The sequence below is a fragment of the Margalitia sp. FSL K6-0131 genome (assembly GCF_038008735.1).
Classification (GTDB): Bacteria; Bacillota; Bacilli; order Bacillales; family Bacillaceae_C; genus Margalitia; species Margalitia shackletonii.
In genome coordinates this window covers 2,312,949-2,336,809 of the sequence record NZ_JBBOZS010000001.1, presented here as the reverse complement: position 1 = coordinate 2,336,809, position 23,861 = coordinate 2,312,949, and the positions used below count along the sequence as shown (strand labels likewise).

Genomic DNA, 23,861 nt, shown 5'->3' with positions numbered 1-23,861 from the left:
CCCCTTTCGTATTGGTCAGGTCGTATTCCTTATACCTGCCATTTTCTCCGGGAAGAAGGTGAAACATATTCCAATCATTCATGATTTAAATCGAGTAGGAGGGGGTGACTAACCCCCGACCTCTCACACCACCGTACGTACCGTTCGGTATACGGCGGTTCACTTAAGTATGACGCAAATGGTTGTATCTATCTAACAGACTTTTAAGCTTTTGATTTCTCCAAAACTTTAGATTTAGTGTTGTGTGTAAGATAGGACTATTCGAAATGCGCCAATATTTCTTACGAGAATTTCCCCATTCATGGGCCTTCTCTCTTGGAACGCCAAGGGATATGAGCCTTTTAATTTTTGTTTTGGGTAGTTTCCATTGTTTCCAAAGGCACATTCGGAGTCTTCTTCGAATATGTTCATCCAGTTGTTTAAAGGGAGTTGGCGTGTCTGCCAGCGCAAAATATCCGCACCAACCAACAAGGTATTCATTTAGTTTCTCAATACGCAATTCCAATGGAATGGGTTTTGACCTTGATGTTAGTTCTTTTATTCTACTTTTAGCTCTCTTTATACTTTCTTTTGCGATACGGATTTTTGGATTACGGTTTGATGTGAAGCTGAATCCAAGAAACTTTCGTTTCCACGGTCTGTCCACCGCACTTTTCTCTTCATTTACTTTTAGTTTAAGCTTCTTTTCAATGAAAGTAGTGATAGAACTCTTGACACGTAAACCTGCCTTCTTGGTTTTTACGTAAATATTACAATCATCTGCGTAGCGGACAAATTTGTGTCCTCTTTCCTCTAGTTCCTTATCTAATTCATCTAACATGATATTGGAAAGTAGTGGACTTAATGGTCCACCCTGAGGAACACCTTCTTCGCTGATAGTTTCCACACCGTTTATCATAATCCCCGACTCTAAGTATTTTCTAATTAACTTTAGAATCGTCTTATCCTTGACTCTTTTTGCTAGGAGTCCCATAAGCATATCGTGATTTACCTTGTCGAAGAACTTTTCTAAGTCCATATCTATTACCCATCTGTAGCCCTCTTCTATATATTGCCTTGCTTCCCTAACGGCATCATGTGCCCTTCTTCTGGGTCTAAACCCATAGCTATGTTCGGAAAAGGTTGGGTCATAGATTGGGGTTAATATTTGGGCAATCGCTTGTTGGACAAAACGGTCTGTCACGGTAGGAATACCTAATAAACGAACGCCGCCATTTGGTTTCGGGATTTCGACTCGTCTGACTGGCATAGGCTCATAGGTTCCGTCCTTTATTGAATTTCGGATTTCTTGCCAATTTTGTAGAATATGCGCTCGTAGGGATTTTACAGGCATTTCATCTACTCCATGGCTACCCTTATTCTTTTCGACACGTTTCAATGCCGAAAGTAGATTGTCCCGTGACAGTATTCGTTCCATCATTTCGATACATCCTTTCACGTGAATATACGTGCTATTTGTGCCATTGTTTATTCCACCCTCTTAAAGTCCCCTGTGGAATTCACCACTTCCTCCTTTAAGTAAGTCCAATTGGATTGTCTGTATCATCATAAACAATGAACGCCTAGTGTATATTCTCCTTAAATGTTCAGTCCTTCCCTAACCATCTTAAGCTAGTCAGGTACTATGACCTCTGCTGACTTCTGGCTGTTCAATTACCCTTCACAAAGTAAGTTACCGAGTGTGCTCGGCATTTCAGCCAGACCTCCCCAGGTAAGAGTACAGTCTTTCTCCCCATCTATCTGCTTCATTTACTCTGTATCATCTTTGGCAGAAAGGACTTCGTTTTGTTTGGCAAACTCATCCAATGATACCTAGCCTTATATGAAGTTCGTGTCCCTCAGACCGGAGATTTGCCGCCCGCTTCCTTCAGATTCTGCGTCACCACAGACACCCTTGCGTTTAGCTACTGCTACTTCTGCCTTCACAGTTCGGGACTTTCACCCTATAGACTGCACCCATGCTGGGCGCACCAAAAAAGAGTCCTTCGCAAGGCAGAAGGACTCCTGTAGTTTTTAAGATAGTTTCGACCCTCTGTCCCCGTCCGTATCGGATCAAGGCAGAACAATATTAAATTATACTATGATAATATAAGGTGCAGTTCCTAAGGATACTACCCATTCAAAGTATAGCAAATTTGCGTGAAAATGACTATTTATTTCATTTCTATATCAGCGGAATATATTTTATGGATTTGTCCATTTTGGTCCTCAATTTTTAGGACCCCCTCTTCCGTAATCCCAAGAGCCTTACCCGAAATATTTCCGGAGATGGTTCTTGCAATAATATCCTTTCCTAAGGAAACAGCATAGCTTTCCCAAAGGAGCTTCAATGGTGCAAACCCTTTCTCCAAATAGAGCAAATAATATTTTTCAAGATTTTCCAAAATCCGTTTAACAAGCTCTGAACGGGAGATTTCCTTCCCCGTTTCAATTGCTAGAGAGGTTGCAATATTATGTAGTTCCTTAGGAAAATCCTGTTCCTTTTGGTTTACGTTCATCCCTATTCCCATAATAATGGCATTAATTTTATCGGAATCGGCTTGTAATTCTGTTAAAATACCTGTGATTTTTTTGCCGTTTAATAAAAGATCGTTTGGCCATTTGATATCCGGACTAATTTCACAAATATCTTCAATCGCTCTTGCAACAGCAACCGCCGCAATTAATGTAAATTGCGGAGCCTTTGCTGGAGGTAGCTTTGGCCGTAAAACAAGGCTCATCCAAATTCCAGTGTATTTAGGAGAATGCCAATTGCGTGCTAACCTTCCACGTCCGTTTGTTTGCTCTTCCGCAATCACTAGTGTCCCGTCCGGGCAACCTTCTTGCGCCAATTGATGGGCGACTTTTTGAGTGGAATCGGTTGATTCTAAATATTGAATGGTTTTGCCGAAAATGGTTGTTTTTAGTCCTAAGCGTAATTCATTTTCTGTCATATTTTTAGGAGTACTTATTATTCTGTACCCCTTATTGCGAATTGCCTCTAATTCAAATCCTTCCTTCCGCAATTCCTCTATATGTTTCCAAATTGCGGTTCTGGAACAACCTAAAATATTTGCTAAAGCTTGTCCTGATAAAAACTCTCCATTTGCATGAGAAAACGCTTCAATCAGTTTTGTTCTTGTTGGTGATTGCATTTATTTAATATCCACCCCTTAATAGCATCCTTACTATTTTTAATTTTTTTCAACAACACTGCTTCTTCTATAATGTTTAATGCCTCTTTAATCCAAGGGCCAGCGGGACGATTAAACCAACCGATTAAATCATTGCCACCCACTTGCAATTCCTCTCTGCTTTTAATAACTAATCTCTCATATTTATTGGAAATCTCATCATCAACGTTATCCACGCTCTGTTTTTGTAAGGTTCGATAAACCATTTCGATATCAATCGCCATTTGCAATTTTAACGGATATAAAGTCAGCTCAGACCATTCCCTGTTTTCTCTGACTTTTAATGATCGAAGACAAGTCGTTAAATATTTTACTTTTTGATTAGGAAGCCGCCATTTTTTTAAATACTCAGCAGGGTCACCATTCTGAAAGTATAATATTATTAACCACATTTGGTCCTCTGATAATATATCTATTTGATAATGGATACATTTGGTTAATGAATATTTAGTATCATAGGGATTCGGCATAAAATTGACCAAGGCAGACTCTAATAAAATGGAAATTGCCGCTGTTTTTGCCGTGCCTTTCAACAACTTAATAAATTCGTTTGTAATTCTTTCTACGGCAATAAAATGTAACAAATTGGCATGTTGAAACAGAGCATTACGTGTATCCTTATCAATCGAGAATTCAAGTTGACTTACAAATCGAACCGCTCTCATCATTCTTAATGCGTCTTCATGAAAGCGGCATTCTGCTGCACCTACTGTACGGATGATTTTTCTATTGATATCAGTCTTACCATCAAATGGATCCTTTAGATTGCCGAACTGATCCATAGCGATGGCATTCATCGTAAAATCTCGTCTTTCTAAATCCATTTGCAGTGATCTGATGAACTCCACTTTATCCGGGTGCCTGTAATCCTTGTACTGCGATTCCGCTCGAAAAGTTGTCACTTCATATCTTTTATCTTTATGTAATACTAATACAGTGCCATGTTCGATACCAACATCAACTGTTCGGTCAAATATCTTTTTGATTTCCTCTGGAGTGGCAGATGTGGCAATATCAACATCCGATATGGTGCGATTTAATAAAAGATCTCGTATCGACCCACCAACAAAATATGCTTCATAGCCATAAGATTCTATTTTTTCCAATATCGGTATCGCCTGTAGGAATGGTTCTTGCATTTAACCACCTTTTTCCCTTTTCAAATATTAATAACTAAATATCAAAATTTTTTTATTCTAAAGCCAGCGATGATTTAAGAAAAGAGCCAGGCAATAATCGATAATAAATTTCTTCGTACTCACCCACGATATTTCGTGACATAAAATCTTCTTTTACGCTGGCAACAGCATTGCGAGAAAATTCTTCATGTAGAACCGGATCTGTTAATAAATACAGTGCTTTTTCAGCGATGGCTTCAATATCACCAACCTCACAAATATACCCATTCTTGCCATCCTTGATTACTTCAGGAATTCCTCCAATATTGGTTCCTATACAAGGGACACCGCAAGCCATGGCTTCAAGAGCAACTAAACCAAAGCTTTCCTTCGATGAGAGCAATAATTTTAAATCACTTATTGAATATAATTCCTCTAGATTGTCTTGTCTTCCTAACAATAACACACGGTTCGAGAGGTTTAATTCATTAACTAATCTGCATACAACGGTCATTTCTGGTCCATCTCCAACCAATAATAACTTAGCAGGTATTGATTTACTTATTTTAGCAAATGCCTTTACTACATCCTGTACTCGTTTGACAGCACGAAAGTTCGATACGTGAATAATAACCTTTTCGTTCGGTAATATACCATATTCTTCGCGTAAATGATTGGAATTTACCTTTTTATATACCCGCTCGTCAATAAAATTGTAAACGGTCTGAATTTCCTTTTGTGGTTGAATGAGTTCATTGGTTTGCCCGACAAGTGCTTTTGAAACTGCGGTTACATAATCTGATTTCTCAATACCAAATCGAATGGCATCTGTTAAAGAAGGATCATATCCTAAAACCGTTATATCTGTTCCGTGGAGAGTCGTAACTATTTTTACATCCGTTCCGGCCATTTGTTTAGCAAGTATGGCGCAAATAGCATGTGGAATTGCATAATGAACATGAAGAATCTGTAAATTTTCCCGTTTCACGACCTCTGCCATTTTACTTGCCAACGCAATATCGTATGGAGGATATTGGAATACCGCATATTGATTTACTTCTACTTGATGATAATAAATATTATGATACATTTTATTTAATCTAAATGGGATACTAGATGTGATAAAATGAATTTCATGTCCTCGTTCTGCAAGAAGTTTTCCTAATTCAGTCGCTATGACACCAGATCCGCCAACACTTGGATAGCAAGTGATGCCAATCTTTAATTTATTTCCCATGTTGAATTCACATCCAAATTAAGTAAAATTGGTTTCTTTGTTTTAAAGCCTTCTGCATATGTAGTGCCAACTTCCTTGCCAAACATCCGTTCACGCGCCTGAACCGTTTCTATATATCCATCAGTAAGCGGTGTTTTAACCCCATCTTCTGTTTCTACAAACTGACTTTTATAGGCATAGAGGCTTTCAATCTTTTTTTCCATATAATCAGTGATATCCACAGCAAAGTCCGGACGATGGAAACCATTGATCATATAGTGGTAAAGGCTTTTCGGCTTATGTACAGCAGTGGCACCCTGTGTTTTAATCTTGCGTATGCCTGCAGAAAAAAAAGCCTCTTCCACTAAATAAGAACAATTTGCATGGTCCGGATGACGATCCTCATAGTATGGTGCAAATACTATAGCCGGTTTAAACTCGCGAATAATCTCAACAATTTTCAAGATATTATCCTCATTTTTGTATAGCCCACGATCAGGTATACTTAAAGTAAGGCGTTCTTTAACACCTAGTTTTTCTGCAGCATTTTTTGCTTCCACTTGCCTCATTTCAACCGTTCCATTCGAGGACAGTTCCGCTTTGGTTAAATCGCAAATAACTACTTTTTTTCCTTCGTGGACCCATTTCGCAATGGATCCGCCCATACCAATTTCAACGTCATCAGCATGGGCGCCAAATGCTAATATATCTATGTTGTAACTCATTGAATTTCACCTCTAATAATCGATCTCCAACTTATATCACCTTTTTCCAAGCCTCTGATTAACACCTCAGCTGTTCCCATATTAGTAGCTAAAGGTACAGAGTATACATCACATAATCTCATTAAAGCAGATACATCCGGTTCATGTGGTTGGGCAGTTAATGGATCCCGAAAAAATATTACTAAATCGAGAAGATTTTTTGCTATTAATGCACCAATTTCTTGATCTCCTCCGTATGGACCGGACTGGAAACGGTGCACACTCATCCCTGTCGCTTCCGTAATTCTTTTTCCAGTTGTTCCAGTTGCAAATAAGTGATGCTCCTGAAAAATATGCTTATATGCTGTTACAAATCGAACCATATCATCTTTCTTTTTATCATGGGCAATTAAAGCAATCTCCATCTTTTCCATCCCCTTCATTTGAAGTTAATCTAATATATTTTCAAGACCGTAGACGAGTGTGGAAAGGTTCAATACTGTCTCAATAGAAACCTTTACACCTGACATAAAGGATGCACGGTTATAGGAGTCATGGCGAATTGTTAATGTTTGACCGTCTGCACCGAATAATACCTGTTGATGGGCAATTAACCCCGGCAGCCTAACACTATGAATATGCATTCCGTCCATATTTGCTCCCCGTGCTCCACTCATGGTTTCCTTTTCGTTTGGATGTCCCTGCTCTTTCTTTTGTCTGTACTCCGATATCATTTGAGCTGTTTTTACAGCTGTTCCGGAAGGTGCATCCAATTTTTGATCATGATGAAGTTCAATAATTTCCACATCGGGAAAGAATTTTGATGCCATTTGAGAAAACTTCATCATAAGAACTGCTCCAATTGCAAAATTTGGAGCGATAATACAACCGATTTCCTTCTCAGCTGCCAAAACAGTCAGTTCCTCTAATTGTTCCTTTGTAAATCCCGTTGTACCGACAACAGGTCGAACTCCGTAAAGAATAGCTGTTTTAGTATGTATATAGCCTGATTCTGGAATAGTTAAATCAACGAGAACATCTGCATTGCTTTTTTGTAAGCATTCTTCAATATTTGTATAAATCGGTACATTAATGTTGGAAAATCCATCAATTTCAGAAAGCAGCATTCCGTCATTTTTATGATCGAGAACACTTACCAATTCAAATTCCTCAGTTTCTTGAACCATTTTCACCGCTTCTTGACCCATGCGTCCTCTTGGGCCAGCAACAATAATTTTTACTTTTTTCATCTTAATCTCTCTTTTCTATTTTTTATATGTAAAATGACGTTTATTTCTTTGTCCAACGGTCTTTATCTCTAGTATTAAATTTATGCATAACACGATTATGGGCTTCTTCTAAATCAATATGTAAGGAATTCGCCAGACACATTATAACAAACTGCAGGTCTCCTAGTTCTTCCTCTACAGTATTTTCTTTTTCCGTTACTTTCTTTGGTTTCTCGCCATAATAATGATTCACTTCCCTTGCAAGTTCACCTAATTCTTCAGTCAACCTTGCAAGCATGGCTAGCGGACTAAAATATCCTTCTTTAAATTGACTAATATATTGATCAACTTCAGATTGCATTTCTTTCATTGTTTTATGATCATTCAAGATATTGCACCCCAATCAAATATTCTGCCTCTAATCATAACCTTTTCCACCTTCCATGTTAGCCAATTATCTTTTTATTTACAAATGTTTTAAATCAATTTCATAATCTATTTGATAGTTTTCTTTCCATTATATATAATAAGGACGCCAAGCTTATGTTTACATATTCAGGAGGAACTGCTGCATGATTTTTGATTTAAAAATAAAAAATATCCTGTTTATATTATTAGGATCCGCCATCTTTGGTTTTGGTATCGTTCATTTTAATATAGAAAACCATTTGGCAGAAGGCGGTTTTACGGGTATTACTTTAATATTACTTGCCAAACTAGGGATAAATCCATCCTATACGAATTTAGCTCTAAATATCCCTGTTTTTATTATCGGGTGGAGAATGCTCGGAAAGAAGTCTTTCTTATACACTATCATCGGTACGGTTGGTACTTCTGTGTTCCTATGGATTTTTCAGCGGGATCATATAAGTTTTCCTCTAACTGATGATTTATTTCTTGCTTCCCTCTTTGCTGGGGCATTTATCGGAGTTGGATTAGGTATTATATTCCGTTATGGGGGAACCTCTGGTGGGGTTGATATTATTGCAAGATTATTTTTTAAATATAAGGGCTGGGCAATGGGTAGAACAATGTTTATTTTCGATGCATGTGTGATTACTCTTTCACTCCTTACCTATTTGGATTATCGTCATGCAATGTATACGCTTGTTGCCGTCTTCGTAGGTGCAAGAGTGATTGACTTCATGCAAGAGGGAGCATATACAGCTAGAGGAACTTTAATAATCTCCGAAAAGCATAATGAAATAGCGGATAAAATTTTAAAAGAAATGGAAAGAGGTGTGACAGTGCTAAAAGGTCACGGCTCTTATACTAAGGCTGATAAAGAAGTACTATACTGTGTAGTCGGAAAAAATGAAATTGCCGCATTAAAAGGAATTATAAATTCTATCGATCCGCATGCCTTTGTATCGGTAACCGTTGTACATGATGTATTGGGAGAAGGTTTTACCTTAGATGAGAATAAAGAACCCATTGAAAATTAAATAAGCGTAAGTGATGCAGTTCTACCGTACGGATGAGTGAATAGGAAGTACCAATTTCACTACCTAGTCATAGACGTGGGGCAAGTCATGTCTTAGACGCAGAAATCTGTTAGCCGATAGGCTGCTAGTACTAGATGGAGACAAAACTTATACTTTCATCTTTTTAAAACAAAACGGACTACTAGTGTAGTCCGTTTTGTTAATCGTCGTTTCGATTCATATTTGTAAAAATTAGCACCATACGCAGCAATTCAATAACAGCTACTGCAGCGGCAGCTACATATGTTAATGCAGCGGCATTTAAAACTTTCCTTGCTTGCCGTTCCTCGCGATTATTAATAATTCCCAATCCAACCACTTGATTCATCGCTCTTGATGAAGCATTAAATTCAACAGGTAATGTTACAAGCTGAAACAAAACTCCGGCCCCCATTAATATGATTCCTATCAATAACATATTGGGGATATGGGAGAATAATCCAATCATTAAAAATATCCATGAAGCATTTGATCCGATATTTGCAATTGGAACTAATGAATGGCGAAACCTTAATGCTGCATAATTTTCTTTATCTTGTATGGCATGCCCCACTTCGTGTGCCGCGACGGCAGCACCTGCAACAGAGTGGCCATGATAGTTTTCTGATGATAAATTTACTGTTTTAGACATTGGATTATAATGATCACTTAAAAAACCTTGATGTTCCAGTACTTTTACGTGATATAATCCATTTTCATCAAGAATTTTCCTTGCTACTTGTGCACCGGTCATACCTGCAGTTGACTCAACTTTGGAGTATTTTCCCATCGTACTTTTCACTCTTAGTTGTGCCCAAATTGGTATTAAAGCAATAATGATGAAGTAAATGAAAAACAACCCCATTTTCAACCTCCATTATCTTTATATTACTAATCATTCTAGTCAATTTTACAATAAAGGTCAATCATTATGCTCAGTACGTTTTCTATCTTCTTTTTGCCCTATATATTTTCTCCAGCCTACGTAAGAAAGCGTGAAAATAATAATCGATCCTGTTGTAATAATTACCCACCACAACTGTGGATCTATTTCATCCCTGGACATATCATCAAAAACCTGCTGCAAATCATTCCCAAGTGCTTCCATCTGCTCTTGCTGTGAAGGATTTTGCACCATACTTCCTCGATATTTATCCATAAAAGTAATTTTTGCATTTAGTTTTTCCAGCTGATGATTAGGAAGATCTACAGCCAAACTAGGTTCAATAATGGAAAACTCAGTTAGAAATGTGTTTAAATTTGCTTGGAATTGATCAAATTCTCCGTTTTTTGCTGCATCTTTAACGCTATTAAATGCAGAAAGAATCGGCTCTTTCATATTCGTCCATAATGGCTGATATTTAGAATTTAATGCATCCACCACAAGACGAAAAGCAATCACGTCATTCAGTTTTTCTACCGGAAGGGCATTACTGCTTGAAATCGTTTTTAATGCCCTGTTTTGGGCAAGACTTAATACTCGGACTTCATCCAAGGAAAACAAATTCTCCTTTTTGGTAAATCTGGATAATTGTTTCGAAAATGATTGTAGCAGTAGTTTTGCCTCGTTATAATGATTCATTTTTGTTACTTGCAATATTTCATCCGCCGCATCATCCATTTGCTTTAAAGGCATAGATAATGGTGCAGTTGCTTTTGCATGATGGATAGATAAAAGGATGATAGATAATAGAAGGAATATCGTTTTAAGTTTCATTTCTTGTCCCCCCTCCAAACTATTACTATATTTATGAGAGATGGGACAAGAGTAGACCAAAAAGCAAAAGACTGCTTAAGGTTTAATGGATAATTCCAGACGATCTTTTCTTATGCATAGATAGTAAGTAATTGCTAATGATAAAATACTTAACCAAAATGTGAAATAACCTATCTCACGGACATATATATATAAATCTTGGTATTGCGGAAATTGCATAAACACATAGTCAATAATATCATTATGTAAAGTCCAAACTGCTGCAATAAATAAATGACGTAATTTTATCCTATAGAAAGGTGCATATAATAATCCCTCAATAGCCATTGCACCATGTGAAATAATCAGCATATACCCTTCCCAAGGTAAATAACCAGTTACCATCTTCGTAAGGATATTCATGACAACCGCCCAAATGCCATATTTAAATAAAGTAACGATTGCAAGCGCTTCAAATAAAGGCCAGTTCTTACCAAATATTAAAGCTATTAATACGAATACAAAAAATAAGCTTGCAGTTGGGCTATCTGGAACAAAGGGCAGAAACTGCGTTGGGGTCATACTTAGTTGACCTTTGTACCAATAGAATCCATAAATAGTTCCTACTATATTAATAATTAATAAAATCCATAAAATTCTCCGATCTGCTAAAAAAGGGAATAATAATCGCAAAAAGAGCACCTCGATATAACTTTTTAATAATTCAAATATTTACAAGTGAAATAAAAGCTGGCACTTAGCCAGCTTTTATTTCACTTATTTAGATTTAAGACCTGCGATGAATTCCGCTAGTTTTTTCAACTCATCAGGAGAGCCTTTAAACTGATTTGGCGGCATTTTGCCCATACCATGCTGAGCAATTTTTTCAATTTCTGCTGGACTCTTACCAGTATCAATTAGAGAAGGTGCAGCAGCCCCGCCTTGTAGTTTATCTCCGTGGCAAGTAATACATGTTTGTTTAGAAAAGATTTTATATCCTTCAGAATTCTTATCAATTTCCACTTGAGCAACAATCTTACCTTGATCATGAACTTTTTTCCAGTCTTCATGAGCTGCAGCTTCCCAAGTAAGATAAATGACAGAAGCAAGAGCAAGCAACATAAAACCAGTTGCAAATGGTCTTTTCATTGGTCGGCGTTCTGGTCCGCGATCAATAAACGGAGCTAATAATAAACCTCCGAATGCCAATCCAGGAATTGCAATAATACCGATAATGCTATATGGGCCAGATGCATATGAATATTTAAGTAATTGATAAAGGAATAAGAAATACCAGTCAGGTAAAGGTATATAACCTGTATCTGTTGGATCCGCAATACGTTCAAGCGGTGATGGATGTGCTACAGTAAGACATAAAAACCCGATTAAGAAAACGGCACCAACCAACCATTCCTTTAAAAGAAAGTTTGGCCAAAAGGCTTCCGTTTTTCCAGGATATTCCGAATAATCTTTCGGAATCATTCGCTTGCGGTGAGACGGAGCAGCAACACGGGAGTCGCCAACAAACTTCATCCCTTTTCCACGATGCATTTAGTCCCCCTCCTTTGTTAAATATCTGTCAGTTTTTAATTACGCGAAAATTTACAACGGTCCTGAAATACCTTGTTTACGAATCATTAAGAAGTGTGCTGCCATTAAAGCCATTAACACTCCAGGCAAGAAAAATACGTGAATGGCAAAGAAACGAGTTAATGTTTGTGCACCTACGATATCAGGGTGACCAGATAATAAAATTTTTGCATAAGGTCCAATTAAAGGAACAGAATCCGCAATTTGAAGACCTACCTTCGTTGCGAATAACGCTTTCATATCCCAAGGCAGTAAGTAACCTGTAAATCCAAGACCCATCATAACAAAGAATATAAGTACTCCGACGATCCAGTTAAGTTCACGCGGTTTTTTGTATGCTCCTTGGAAGAATACACGTAACGTATGTAAGAAAATCATTACAATTACTAGACTTGCGCCCCAATGATGCATACCACGAACAATTTGTCCGAAAGCAACTTCATTTTGAAGATAATATACCGATTCCCAAGCGTTTTTAATATCTGGTACATAGTACATTGTTAAAAACATACCAGATAATATTTGGATGACTGTAACAAAAAATGTTAATCCTCCAAAACAATAAACAAATGCGCTAAAATGATGTGCAGGGTTTACATGTTCTGGTACTTCATGATCAGCAATATCCCGCCACAAAGGCGTAATATCTAATCGCTCGTCAACCCAATCATATAGTTTATTAAGCACGAATTACGCCTCCTTTATTTAACGAAAACATTTGCTTCTGGTTTACCTAAATATAGATAACCGTCTTTTACTTTTGTTGGATATGTATCCAACGGTTTGGCAGGTGGTGTGCCTGGTACGTTTTTACCATTTTTCTCATAACGACCACCATGACAAGGACAATAGAATTGATTTGGATGATCTTTATTTGCATTCCAGTTTACAGTACAGCCTAAATGCTTACAAATAGGTGATAAAGCAACAATATCTCCCTTGCTGTCTTTATATACCCAAGCAGTTTGAGTAACATTTGACTTATACCAAGCATCAACTTGTTCGTATGTAAAGTCAATCTTTTGTGGCTGATCCGTTAAATCGCTTACTTTTAGCTTCGTAGCATGATAATCGCCACCAGCTTCAGTTTTTAGCACTGGATCTACTGCAAATCGCACCATCGGCATCAAAATTCCAGCAGCCATAAAACCACCTACACCAGTAAGTGTATAGCTAAGAAACTGACGTCTTGATACAGGATTCTTGCTCATCCCTTTTTCCCCCCTCTAGCAGTAAGGTAAGTCCAATGGACATAATTATCGCACAAATACAATCTAGGACATAACCATGATATATCAAACATAATAGAAGGTCAATAACTTCCATTAGCAAAAGATGACAACAATGTGACGGAAAATCGAATTTTTCCATGCCAATTTTGTCCTATTTTACGTATTAGTGAGAAAAAAATAGTTATTATTTCACAAATAGAAGCTTCATTATATATTTTGCCATTTTTGCACTATAATATTTATTAATTGTTTTACTTGGTCCTCTAAAATGGAATGTTTAAATTGTTCCTCCATACTTTCTAAAGGTATTGATGGAAGCCATATCACATTATCCGGGAAAGACTCATTTCTATCCCTCCAAAAAGGATCAGAGGTAATATAAAACACGTGCGAAAATTCGTTCTCCTTTAATTTAACCTCCCATTCCTGTAATAAGTTTAGCTTTTTCATGTTTTCTGATTCCGATAAATACGTTAATGGTGGAAATAAGAGCATTCTTCCTCTAAACTGTCTTTCAAGATGGAGTGTTAATAAAGTTATGAACTCTCCTTGAGATGCTGATTGTTTTAAATTTTCTCCGAATGAAACTGGAAGAAGTGGTACAATGGCAGTATCGATAAATTGCTTTTCCTTTAAATAGAGTTCTACATCTTTTCCATTCCAATTCATATAAACACTCCTATACATAGTTTTCCTGCAAATCTATCATATCATGCAATATTTTTTATTTAAATGTATTGAAATAAAATAAAAAATCCTCTTGCAAAACACAAGAGGATGGTTCTTTTATAGTTTTTTTAGCTGCTCTGTTAATTCTAAAAATGTTTCCAAATCATTTCTATCTAAGGCATCATCAATTTCTTTCAAGATTTTTTCTTTTTGAAAGCTTTTAATGCTTCGCTCCAGAAATTTTTCGGCAAGTCTCCTATCTTCATCATTAATTCTTAATAATTTAGGCATGAATGGATTTTCTTCTAAAACAGCAGCATAGTGATAAGAAATGTTGGCATCTTTAAAATTTAATTGAATATAAATATCTTCATCGCGGTTTAACCGAATATCATGAAATGATTTTTCCGCATCTGTAGTCATGATATTTTCTTTATAAAATCGAAACGGGACTAAATCGACACAATGGGTGGACATGATAAGGCCTCTTGGACAATACTGTGCTTCCTCTACGAAATGGACCTTCTCCATCAATTGGTCATGACTCATTAAATAATTCAAGATCCACACTGATTCTCTTCTCTTTAATTGATAATGATTTAAAAACCAGCGAATAAAATCCTTCTTCTCGTTGACAGATACAGGAGTTGCAGCCAAAGGAATCCCTCCTCTGCATAATTAGTATAGTCCATTAATTTTTATTTTTGTCGCATAAGATCTGTTTTTCAATCCAAAAAATCCTAACGGGATAACGTTTTTGGCAACTTTTCTTGAAAGGATGTTTATCTCTTAGGTGAAATAAAATTATCCCCATATAAAATAAACAAAGATTAAAAAATATCCTTACTCATTTTCAAAACGTTCCAAAAGCAAAATCCATTCTTCGTTGGTCGGGTCTTCTTTCAATAGGCTGTGAAAAATTTGCGCCGCTTCATCTCTCTTTCCTTCCTCAATAAGGAAATATCCATATTCTTCAAGGAATTCAAGGTTATTCTTTAAATCATTATATGCGAGTTCATAATATTTTAATGCCTGTGAATATTGTTCTATATGTTGATAAGCGATTGCCATATCCCAATATATACTCGGGTCAGGATCACCCTCTTTTTCTATTTGTTTTGATATTTCTAGAACATCTTCAAATCGTTTTTGATGCAATAATAATTTATTTAATGTAATAGCAGCATCAATATATCCGGGATCAAGGGCTAACGCATTTCTAAAATAATCTTCCGCTAAAGCCTCTTCACCGCTTTTTAAAGCGATTTTGCCTCCAAATTGATATAGTTCCTTATTAAATTCATCTACTTTTAATCCTGCTTTAACAGTTTCTAATGCCTGTTTTACATCTTCTTCTTGCTCATAAGCTCTGCCTAAATAAAGGTAAAGCGAATGGAATTCCGGATCTATATCCTTCAGTTTTAAAAATATTTCAATAGCCTTTCTATAATGCCCAGCTTTATAAGCGGTAAAGCCAAAGCCAAATAACGTATTAATTTCCAAATGTTCCTCTAGCGCTTGATCATAATGCGGTAAAGCTTCTTCAAATTCACCTGCAGAACTAAGTACTTCAGCTAGTCGACCGTGAATATTATTTCCCGCAATGGTTTCATGCCCTTGATTAAGGACAGTTCTATAATATTTTATTGCATCTACGTAATTACCGCTGGCTGAATAAAGTTCACCCAATGCAAAATCAATAATTGGTTCATCAGGAAGTATTTCCTTGGCTTCCTGCAATTTCCGCTCGCTTACCTCTATAAGTCCTTGCATTTGATATAAATCAGCTAATAAAAGTAATGCCCGCGGATAATCGGGATCTGTTTCCATTATGGTATCGAGTTGAAAAATTGCTTCGTCCTCTTGATCTAAATCTAAATAAACCTCAGATAATAATATCTTAAGCTCTCCTTCATCAGGATAAGATTGTATCAATTGTTCATAAAGCTCCTTTGCTTCAAGAAGAAATCCTAATTGATGAAGTTCCTCTGCAGAAGTAAATATTTCTTCATCTGTTCCTGTCTCTTTAATACTTTTCAAATACTTTTCAGCTTGATTCATATTCCCTTCTTCTATATGTTTTAACATTTGCTGTACATTTGACATAATATTACCCTTTCCAAACACAAAATTATACAAAAAGAGAAGTACTTTCAATCATAAGTTCTTCTCCAAAGCCTGGTCGATAAATAACCTCATGACAAGAAGTTGTGATTTGCCCTTTTTGGACCATAACTGCTAACTTATCTTTATCATAATGAATTAAGCCTCGTTCATCAACTTTATTAGCTTTAAAATATAAGTTATAATTTATTTCGCTCCCAATGCTTAAATCTCCTCTTTTCGGGAACACACCAAATTTTTTCAAATTTTTTAGCTCGATTGGAGTTTTTTCGGGAATTTCATCGAAAATATGCGGAATCTTTTCTTTGTCCAATATTTCATTCCATATTTTTAACAAATTTTTTTTAGCTTTTTGTTGCGAAGTAAAAATCGGAACTAGTATTGGATTATAAGGGAACATTGCTTCCTTAATCCATCCCCATGGCTTTTCAATTAAATCCTCAAAGCCGTTCAATTCAACAAAAATAATAGGAATTTTATTTCTTTTGCATTTTCTAATAATGGTTGTGGAGATTTTCCCTAGAGGAAGTTTAACAGCAATGACATAATCAATCGGACTGTTTATTAGAGAGGTTCTTTTTTTTCTCAATTCATCTTCAAATTGATTTTCAAACTGAATGGAAAAAGCACTAATTATGGTACCCGTTCCCTTTAATAAAAAATTATCTATAAAATATTGTTTCATCTCTTGAAAACCGGAAGGAGGAGCATTCAGGTCGGCCATAACATGTGTCGGAGTCATAATAAACTCTGAAAGATTCATCCTTATATAATTATTTCTTTTAAAAGAATCCTTCATAGAATAGATTTTGTTATCTTTTATCAGTAATGAAGTTACTTTTTCCCTATTCTCCATTTCTATATTTGCTTTCTCAATAATATACATTTCTTTCCCTCCCGCTTTATTTATCTATAGACAAACTATGAAAAATAGGGGAAGAAAATGACAAAAAAGAAACTAGTAATAGTTTCTTTTTCATCATTTTTTATAAGAGAAAGTATAATTTTTTCATAAACAAAAGATTACACTTAGTCTAGCACAAGCAGCCACCGGCTAGCGGATTTCACGTCTCCTCCCTACGATAAGTCAACGAGTAAAATTACATTTCAAATTTTACTCGTTGAAAATGAAAGTGCTTATTTTCACTTGTTCGTGAACTACCTCACTGTGTTTCCTTTATCTCGAGGTGAGCGACTACGAAATCCGTACGCTAGTGCTGCGGCGCTTGCGCTTTTCTTATTTAATCAGTGATTGTAAATCCTCAAAAAAGTTGGGGTAAGAAACTTCTATGGCTTCATATCCTTCTAGCGTCACCTTATCTTTACAAATTAAAGAAGCAATGCCTAACATCATCCCAATTCGGTGGTCACCATGGCTTGAGACGGTTTCACCGTGTAAAGGTGTTTTTCCGGTAATAATCATCCCATCATCAGTCGGTAAAATATTTGCTCCTAATCGTGATAATTCTTTTGCTACTGCATCGATGCGATTCGTCTCTTTTACTTTTAATTCCTCTGCATTTTTTATAATAGTTTTTCCATCAGCTTGTGTAGCCAACAAAGCAATAATAGGAAGCTCGTCAATTAATCTAGGAATTAAATCTCCAGATATTTCGATTCCTTTTAAAGTAGAATTTCTGACTGTAACAGTGCCAACAGGCTCAAAGGAAGTGTTCGTATCCTTTTCGATTGTAATATCTGCTCCCATTTTTATTAATACATCGATAATCCCTGTTCTGGTTGGATTCAGCCCCACATTTTTCAAGATGACTTCACTATTTTCCATAATTGCTGCTGCGACCATAAAGTAAGCGGCTGAAGAAATATCACCTGGAACGTCGATGGTTGTACCCGTAAGCTGTTGATTGCCCTTAACGGTTATTCGGTTATTTTGGACGGATAATTCTCCTCCAAAATGCTGAATCATTCTTTCCGTATGATCTCTGGTAGCAGTTGGCTCTATTATGGTTGTTTCTCCATCTGCTTGCAAACCGGCAAGAAGTAGGCAAGATTTCACTTGTGCGCTAGCAACTGGAAGTTCGTAAGTGATAGACTTTAATGGACTACCACCTTGTATAGCGATTGGAGTATAGTTTCCTTTTTCACGTCCGTTAATAGTAGCCCCCATTTTCCTTAACGGCAAAACGACGCGATTCATCGGTCTCTTGGCAATAGAATCATCCCCTATTACAACGGAATGAAATGGTCTTCCAGCAAGAATTCCCAACATTAATCGAGTAGTGGTTCCTGAATTTCCGACATCAAGGATAGAGGAAGGTTCTTTCAGTCCATTCCAACCTTCTCCATAAATTTTTATTTCATTTTGCTCTTGTTCAATTCGAACTCCCAGTTTCCGAAAGCAAGAAATGGTACTTAAACAATCTGCACCAAATAAAAAATTTCTTACAATCGTTTCCCCGCGTGAAACCGCTCCAAACATAATGGCACGATGGGAAATTGATTTATCCCCAGGCACTGAGATCGTCCCGAATAAATTGTGTTGGTTACATATAAGCTCTTTATACTCCACTACATTCACCCTTTTCAAAAACAAACTTATTATTGGATAAACAAGTCATATGTTGTTCTTTTTTCTAAACATTCTTTTGCAAGACTTCTATCCTGCTCATTTTGGAAACTAATTCGTAAAACTCCATAGACATCTTCCCTAGTTTCTAAAATTCTTATGTTCGTAATACTAATTTTTTCTTCAGCTAAATAACCTGTAATTTCTGATATAATCCCCGGATAATCGGGGATATCAATGAACAAGTCATAGAAGGAATGAATAACACCCGTAGAATGAACTGGAAGTTCATCCCTAAAAACTTTCGCTTCCTGAAAAAAGGCATAAAGTTCATCAAAATTTTCTTCCTGAATTAAATCGGTAATATGATTCATTTTACCAATCCATTGTTTTAATAACCTCACTAACACGTCTCTATTTAATAAGCTGATGCTTGCCCACATCGTCGGGTCGCTAGAAGCAATTCTCGTAATATCACGAAAACCGCCAGCAGCAAGTCTTGATAGCAATGGGTAGTTTTCCTCTGCCTCTTTTGCTTGTTCTACTAATGACGAAGCAATAACATGCGGAAGATGGCTTAATATTCCTGTCATTTCATCATGATCCTCGGCAGTAAGTTCCATAAATCTTGCTTTTGTTCCACTTAGCCACTCTTTTAATGTATTGATTTGTTCTGTCTTCTGGCTGGAATTTGGTGTAAAGATATAAAATGCATTTTCAAAAAGTTGTTCTTTGGCAGCTGTAACACCACTTTTATGTGATCCAGCCATCGGGTGTCCTCCGATAAATTGTATCCCCTTCTCGGTAAGGACTTTGGCTTTATCGACAATAGTTTTTTTCGTACTTCCTGTATCAGTAATTAGAACGTTTTCTTTTAATTGCAGATTTGCCAATTGCACCATTAATTTTTCGGTTACTAAAACCGGTGTTGACAGGATAATTAAATCAGCAATTTCAGCTCCTTGCTGAAAGGATTCTGCTTTTTTATCAATGATTTTAAGAATTATTGCTTTATTCATTTCCTCTTCGTTCACATCATATCCATGAATAATCACATCTGGATGCTGTTTTTTGATGGTTAAAGCCAATGATCCTCCAATTAAACCAAGGCCGACAATAAATACATTTCCCCGCATGAAAATCCTCCTGTAGAAAAAACCGTTTAAGCTCTTTAATTAAGAATTTAGTTCCATAAATTCTTTAATGGCGTTTCTTACCTGTTGATTCTGCGCCTTCGAACCTAGCGTTATCCGGACACCTGTTGGATATCCTAATGCCTTTCCTGAACGAACAATAAGTCCTTTCGATAATAAAAATTGGGATATTTTATCTCCATCACATGCAAAATCAATTAAAATGAAATTTGCTTGTGTTGGAAAATAACTCAAATGATTCTCTTGACAAAAATCATAATATTTTTGTTTTTCCGTTTCGTTTTTTAAGCGACAACTTTCAACAAAATCCTTATCTAAAATAGCTGTAGATGCGGCTAATTGACCAAGTACATTCGTATTGAAAGGAGGACGTGCCGGATCAAGACTTTGGATATTGGCAATAGATGAAATTCCATATCCTACACGAAAACTAGCCAAACCATAGATTTTCGAAAAAGTTTTCATCACTATAAGATTAGGAAACTGTTCAAGAAATGATAGAGAATTATATGCGATATCTTTGTCGACATATTCAAAGTACGCTTCATCAAGCACTACCAATACATCGCTTGGAACTTGTTCTAAAAATACTTGCAATTCTTCTTCAAGCATATACGTACCAGTTGGATTGTTCGGGTTGCATACCCATACAATTGCTGTGTTTTCATCTATTTGTGAAAGCATTCCTTTTAAGTCGTGCTTACCATTAAGTAAATCTACTTCCCGAACTTCCGCTCCCTCGATAACGGCATTATGCCTATACTGTGAAAAAGTCGGATTCGCCATTACAGTATTTTTCCCTGGTTCAAGTAGGGCTCGTGAAATAATTTGAATTAACTCATCCGCACCATTTGTAAAAATAAGCTGCCTTGCATCCACATTTAAAAGATCTGCCATTACTTCCCGCAAATTAGATGCATAACCATCTGGATAAAGGATATAAGATGCTTTAAAATCTTTTAATGCCTGGTCGACTTTTGGTGAATATCCATATGGGTTTTCATTTGACGCTAATTTTACAATTGACTCAAGTTTATATTGCTTTTTTACTTCATCTATCGTTTTTCCAGGCTTGTATGCCTCTAAATTAAGAATTTGATTTTTCCATTTCATCTTCGTAACCTCCCTAGTTATTTGAAGCTAAATCTGGACGCAGAATGACAGCATTTTTTAAATAAATATGGTTAATGGAAGCTTGTGATTTGGTTGTGTTTACATGAAGCATCACTCTAATACACAACGGTAAACTATCCACGACAGGAATTTCCTGCATACACATAATGGGAACAAACTTCCAATCTGGGAATCTTCTTAAAGCCTTCGAAGGAAATGCTGCATTTATATCAGATGTTACAGATATGAAAACAGAAGCAACATCCGTTGCTTCTACTTCATTCGACTCAATCATCTTCCGCAATAACTCATCAGCGGCATCAATGACTTGTTCTTCTTGGTTATTAGAGACTGTTGTTGCACCACGAATTCCGCGAATCATTTCATTCTCCCCTTTAAATTCTTTTCTCTATATTAAGAAAATTATTAAATATGTGGATGATTTCTTGAAAAGTTGTCTACGTTTTGATTCAGCGCCGATCGGCTTGCGCATTAGTTTTTATGCTTGCAATAGATGATAGGTTTTCTGTAAAAGTGATTTATCGACTTTTTGCATTACAGGCTTGCCTATCTCTTGCAATAATACAAAGGTTGGTGTATTAGAAACAGATTTTTTGTCTCTTACCATCCATTCAAATATAGATTCAAAATCCATATCAGCTGGTATTCTCCATTTATATCCCAAACTTTCAAGCCATGTGGTAAATTCCTTTATAGGAAATTGTAGTTGAAGCACTTCTATACTTAATTGCAGAGCATATACGATGCCAATCATAACTGCTTCTCCATGTGTTAAATTACCGTAACCTGCGGTCGACTCTAATGCATGGCCAAGAGTATGCCCAAAATTTAAATATGCACGGATATTTTGTTCTTTTTCGTCTAAACGAACAATATTCGCTTTTACTTCCATTCCTTTTCGTAAAAACATCTGTAAATCATGAACTGGAATAGAGTCTAAGGAATTAACTTTCACCATTAAATCTTGTAAAAATGTTGGATCAGAAATTAAAGCATGTTTTATTACTTCTGCAAATCCGCTTCTTCTTTCCTTGCTTGGAAGAGTTGCTAAAAATTGAATATCATATAAAACTAGTTCTGGCTGATAAAAAGCGCCAATCATATTCTTTCCTAATGGATGATTGATAGCAACCTTTCCGCCAATCGCGCTGTCATGTGCTAATATTGTTGTCGGAATTTGAATGAAGGGAATTCCTCTCATATAGGTTGCAGCCACAAAGCCTGCTAAATCTCCAATTGCTCCACCGCCGAAAGCTAATACAATTGACTTTCGATCAAACCCGTTTTGAAGTGCATATGTAATACAATCCTCAAACACCGAAAATGTTTTTGCGTGCTCCCCATTTGGGGCTATGTAAATATGTGTTTCTATCTCCGGAAGATGCTGTGTTAATTTTTGCAAATGCAATGATTCCAAATGTTTATCCGTTACGATGAAAATTTTGGAATATCCCTCTACTTCTTTTGTTAACAGGTGTACAATCTCATTTCCTATATATACAGAATAGTTTTTAGATGACGTACAAATATTTATTGAATCCATATCAAAACTTCCTAGCATATTCTCTTTGTTCTGCAATGATTTTTTCTAATTCGTCAAAACGATCGCTGGAAAATTGTTCTGTAATCGCAGACGCTAATTCCCAAGCGACAACCGCTTCTGCAACAACACTTGCTGCCGGTACAGCACAGCTATCCGACCTCTCGATACTTGCAGTAAATGGTTCCTTTGTTTCAATATCTACACTTTGCAATGGCTTGTACAGAGTTGGGATTGGTTTCATAACCCCTCTAACTACAATAGGCATACCTGTTGACATACCGCCCTCAAAACCGCCAAGACGGTTCGTTCTTCTTGTATAACCATCTTCCTTGTCCCAAACTATTTCGTCATGAACTTGACTGCCAGGTATTCTGGCCATTTCAAAGCCTAATCCAAACTCAACACCTTTAAAGGCATTAATACTTACGATTGCTCTAGCAATTTTGGCATCTAACTTGCGGTCATAATGAACATAGCTTCCTACACCTGCAGGCATTCCTTCGACAATAACCTCAACAATTCCTCCAATGGAATCTCCGTTTTTCTTCGCCAAATCAATTGCTTCCATCATCTGCTTTTCCGCAGTCTCATCAAACACTCGTACAGGAGAATTTTCAGTTTTTTGCTGTAATTCTTTTATGTTTTGATAGATAGGTGGGTTTGCTTTTATTCCGCCTATTTCCAGTACATGTCCCGCAACTTCTATTCCTAATAAGGACAATAACTTTTTAGCCACCGCTCCTGCAGCAACCCTTACCGTTGTTTCTCTAGCAGACGAACGTTCCAAGACATTTCTCATATCGCGATGTCCATATTTGATTCCGCCAACCAAATCAGCATGACCTGGTCTTGGCCTTGTTACTTTACGCTTAACCTCGTCTGCTTCATTTTCCTCTAGTGGTTCTATACCCATGATCTTTGTCCAATGCTTCCAATCATTATTTTCTACTACTAATGCTAGAGGAGAACCAAGTGTATGCCCATGCCTTACACCACCGGCAATTTTTACGGTATCCTTTTCAATTTGCATTCTTCTTCCGCGTCCATGACCCTTTTGTCTGCGTGCCAGCTCATAATTAATATCCTCTGAGGTTAATGGCATTCCCGCAGGCAATCCTTCTATAATTGTTGTAAGCTGCGGCCCATGTGATTCACCAGCAGTTAAATATCTCATTTGTTTATACCCCCTTCATCACTTTAAAGGAATTATGTATCACTATATCATAAAACCCTTTGCACAAACATAGTATATTATTAAAAAAATTAGAACTTTTTATCCTTTTAACAAA

25 protein-coding genes are annotated in these 23,861 nt (G+C 36.6%); 1 reads left to right on the top strand and 24 read right to left on the bottom strand.

The annotated features are described in order from the left end of the window. Positions 1-163: 163 nt before the first annotated feature. From ltrA to NSQ59_RS11350, 8 genes are all read right to left on the bottom strand, one after another. Positions 164-1,420 (bottom strand): group II intron reverse transcriptase/maturase, encoded by a 1,257-nt coding sequence (gene ltrA, locus NSQ59_RS11385; RefSeq protein ID WP_340828527.1) that lies wholly within the window; start codon positions 1,418-1,420, stop codon positions 164-166. Between the two features lie 733 nt (positions 1,421-2,153). Then, a complete protein-coding gene (locus NSQ59_RS11380) occupies positions 2,154-3,134 on the bottom strand; it encodes a biotin--[acetyl-CoA-carboxylase] ligase (protein ID WP_340831238.1) in 981 nt (326 codons plus the stop codon). Next, on the bottom strand, positions 3,107-4,312 hold the full coding sequence (locus NSQ59_RS11375; protein ID WP_340831236.1) for a CCA tRNA nucleotidyltransferase: 1,206 nt from the start codon (positions 4,310-4,312) through the stop codon (positions 3,107-3,109). Before NSQ59_RS11375 ends, NSQ59_RS11380 begins: the two co-directional genes overlap by 28 nt. Before the next feature lie 52 nt (positions 4,313-4,364). Beyond that, positions 4,365-5,528, bottom strand: coding sequence for an N-acetyl-alpha-D-glucosaminyl L-malate synthase BshA (gene bshA, locus NSQ59_RS11370; RefSeq protein WP_055739460.1), 1,164 nt, complete (start codon positions 5,526-5,528; stop codon positions 4,365-4,367). After that, positions 5,513-6,232, bottom strand: coding sequence for a bacillithiol biosynthesis deacetylase BshB1 (bshB1, locus tag NSQ59_RS11365; protein ID WP_055739459.1), 720 nt, complete (start codon positions 6,230-6,232; stop codon positions 5,513-5,515). The genes bshA and bshB1 overlap by 16 nt, the downstream gene beginning before the upstream one ends. Next, entirely contained in the window at positions 6,229-6,636 is a 408-nt protein-coding gene (mgsA, locus tag NSQ59_RS11360; protein WP_055739458.1) for a methylglyoxal synthase, read from the bottom strand. The genes bshB1 and mgsA overlap by 4 nt, the downstream gene beginning before the upstream one ends. Before the next feature lie 24 nt (positions 6,637-6,660). Beyond that, entirely contained in the window at positions 6,661-7,461 is an 801-nt protein-coding gene (gene dapB / locus NSQ59_RS11355) for a 4-hydroxy-tetrahydrodipicolinate reductase (RefSeq protein ID WP_340831232.1), read from the bottom strand. Positions 7,462-7,501: 40 nt separating this feature from the next. Then, positions 7,502-7,810 carry a nucleotide pyrophosphohydrolase gene (locus tag NSQ59_RS11350; RefSeq protein ID WP_083489433.1) on the bottom strand — a complete coding sequence of 103 codons (309 nt, stop codon included), beginning with the start codon at positions 7,808-7,810 and terminating at the stop codon, positions 7,502-7,504. 202 nt (positions 7,811-8,012) lie between these two features. Here NSQ59_RS11350 and NSQ59_RS11345 point away from each other — a divergent pair, with 202 nt between their 5' ends. Continuing rightward, positions 8,013-8,885 (top strand): YitT family protein, encoded by an 873-nt coding sequence (locus NSQ59_RS11345; protein ID WP_055739455.1) that lies wholly within the window; start codon positions 8,013-8,015, stop codon positions 8,883-8,885. A gap of 199 nt (positions 8,886-9,084) precedes the next feature. Here NSQ59_RS11345 and NSQ59_RS11340 read toward each other — a convergent pair whose 3' ends face one another. The 16 genes from NSQ59_RS11340 to aroC all read right to left on the bottom strand — a co-directional run bounded on the left by NSQ59_RS11340 (position 9,085) and on the right by aroC (position 23,746). Next, positions 9,085-9,768, bottom strand: a complete 684-nt coding sequence (locus NSQ59_RS11340; protein WP_055739454.1) for a zinc metallopeptidase — start codon at positions 9,766-9,768, stop codon at positions 9,085-9,087. Positions 9,769-9,825: 57 nt separating this feature from the next. Next, positions 9,826-10,620, bottom strand: coding sequence for a sporulation protein YpjB (gene ypjB / locus NSQ59_RS11335; RefSeq protein WP_055739453.1), 795 nt, complete (start codon positions 10,618-10,620; stop codon positions 9,826-9,828). A 75-nt stretch (positions 10,621-10,695) separates the two neighbouring features. After that, positions 10,696-11,292, bottom strand: a complete 597-nt coding sequence (locus NSQ59_RS11330; protein WP_055739452.1) for a DUF1405 domain-containing protein — start codon at positions 11,290-11,292, stop codon at positions 10,696-10,698. 84 nt (positions 11,293-11,376) lie between these two features. After that, positions 11,377-12,150 carry a menaquinol-cytochrome c reductase cytochrome b/c subunit gene (locus NSQ59_RS11325; RefSeq protein WP_055739451.1) on the bottom strand — a complete coding sequence of 258 codons (774 nt, stop codon included), beginning with the start codon at positions 12,148-12,150 and terminating at the stop codon, positions 11,377-11,379. Positions 12,151-12,201: 51 nt separating this feature from the next. After that, positions 12,202-12,876: a menaquinol-cytochrome c reductase cytochrome b subunit gene (gene qcrB / locus NSQ59_RS11320; RefSeq protein WP_055739450.1), complete on the bottom strand. Its 675-nt coding sequence runs from the start codon at positions 12,874-12,876 to the stop codon at positions 12,202-12,204. A 14-nt stretch (positions 12,877-12,890) separates the two neighbouring features. Next, complete coding sequence (locus NSQ59_RS11315) at positions 12,891-13,400, bottom strand: QcrA and Rieske domain-containing protein (RefSeq protein ID WP_055739449.1); 510 nt, start codon at positions 13,398-13,400, stop codon at positions 12,891-12,893. 228 nt (positions 13,401-13,628) lie between these two features. Further along, the gene (locus NSQ59_RS11310) at positions 13,629-14,090 is read right to left on the bottom strand and encodes a YpiF family protein (RefSeq protein ID WP_055739448.1); all 462 of its coding nucleotides are present in this window, start codon (positions 14,088-14,090) and stop codon (positions 13,629-13,631) included. 117 nt (positions 14,091-14,207) lie between these two features. Beyond that, positions 14,208-14,747, bottom strand: coding sequence for a ReoY family proteolytic degradation factor (locus NSQ59_RS11305; RefSeq protein ID WP_055739447.1), 540 nt, complete (start codon positions 14,745-14,747; stop codon positions 14,208-14,210). 186 nt (positions 14,748-14,933) lie between these two features. Then, positions 14,934-16,196, bottom strand: a complete 1,263-nt coding sequence (locus NSQ59_RS11300) for a tetratricopeptide repeat protein (RefSeq protein ID WP_055741199.1) — start codon at positions 16,194-16,196, stop codon at positions 14,934-14,936. Positions 16,197-16,221: 25 nt separating this feature from the next. Beyond that, a complete protein-coding gene (locus tag NSQ59_RS11295) occupies positions 16,222-16,899 on the bottom strand; it encodes a hypothetical protein (RefSeq protein ID WP_152982366.1) in 678 nt (225 codons plus the stop codon). A gap of 552 nt (positions 16,900-17,451) precedes the next feature. Next, positions 17,452-18,744, bottom strand: coding sequence for a 3-phosphoshikimate 1-carboxyvinyltransferase (gene aroA / locus NSQ59_RS11290; RefSeq protein ID WP_055739445.1), 1,293 nt, complete (start codon positions 18,742-18,744; stop codon positions 17,452-17,454). 29 nt (positions 18,745-18,773) lie between these two features. Next, a complete protein-coding gene (locus NSQ59_RS11285; RefSeq protein WP_055739444.1) occupies positions 18,774-19,877 on the bottom strand; it encodes a prephenate dehydrogenase in 1,104 nt (367 codons plus the stop codon). A gap of 39 nt (positions 19,878-19,916) precedes the next feature. Next, positions 19,917-21,008: a histidinol-phosphate transaminase gene (hisC, locus tag NSQ59_RS11280; protein WP_055739443.1), complete on the bottom strand. Its 1,092-nt coding sequence runs from the start codon at positions 21,006-21,008 to the stop codon at positions 19,917-19,919. Between the two features lie 13 nt (positions 21,009-21,021). After that, the gene (gene aroH, locus NSQ59_RS11275) at positions 21,022-21,390 is read right to left on the bottom strand and encodes a chorismate mutase (RefSeq protein WP_055739442.1); all 369 of its coding nucleotides are present in this window, start codon (positions 21,388-21,390) and stop codon (positions 21,022-21,024) included. A gap of 117 nt (positions 21,391-21,507) precedes the next feature. Next, positions 21,508-22,572, bottom strand: a complete 1,065-nt coding sequence (gene aroB, locus NSQ59_RS11270; protein ID WP_055739441.1) for a 3-dehydroquinate synthase — start codon at positions 22,570-22,572, stop codon at positions 21,508-21,510. Between the two features lies 1 nt (position 22,573). Then, entirely contained in the window at positions 22,574-23,746 is a 1,173-nt protein-coding gene (aroC, locus tag NSQ59_RS11265) for a chorismate synthase (RefSeq protein ID WP_055739440.1), read from the bottom strand. Between the last annotated feature and the right edge of the window lie 115 nt (positions 23,747-23,861).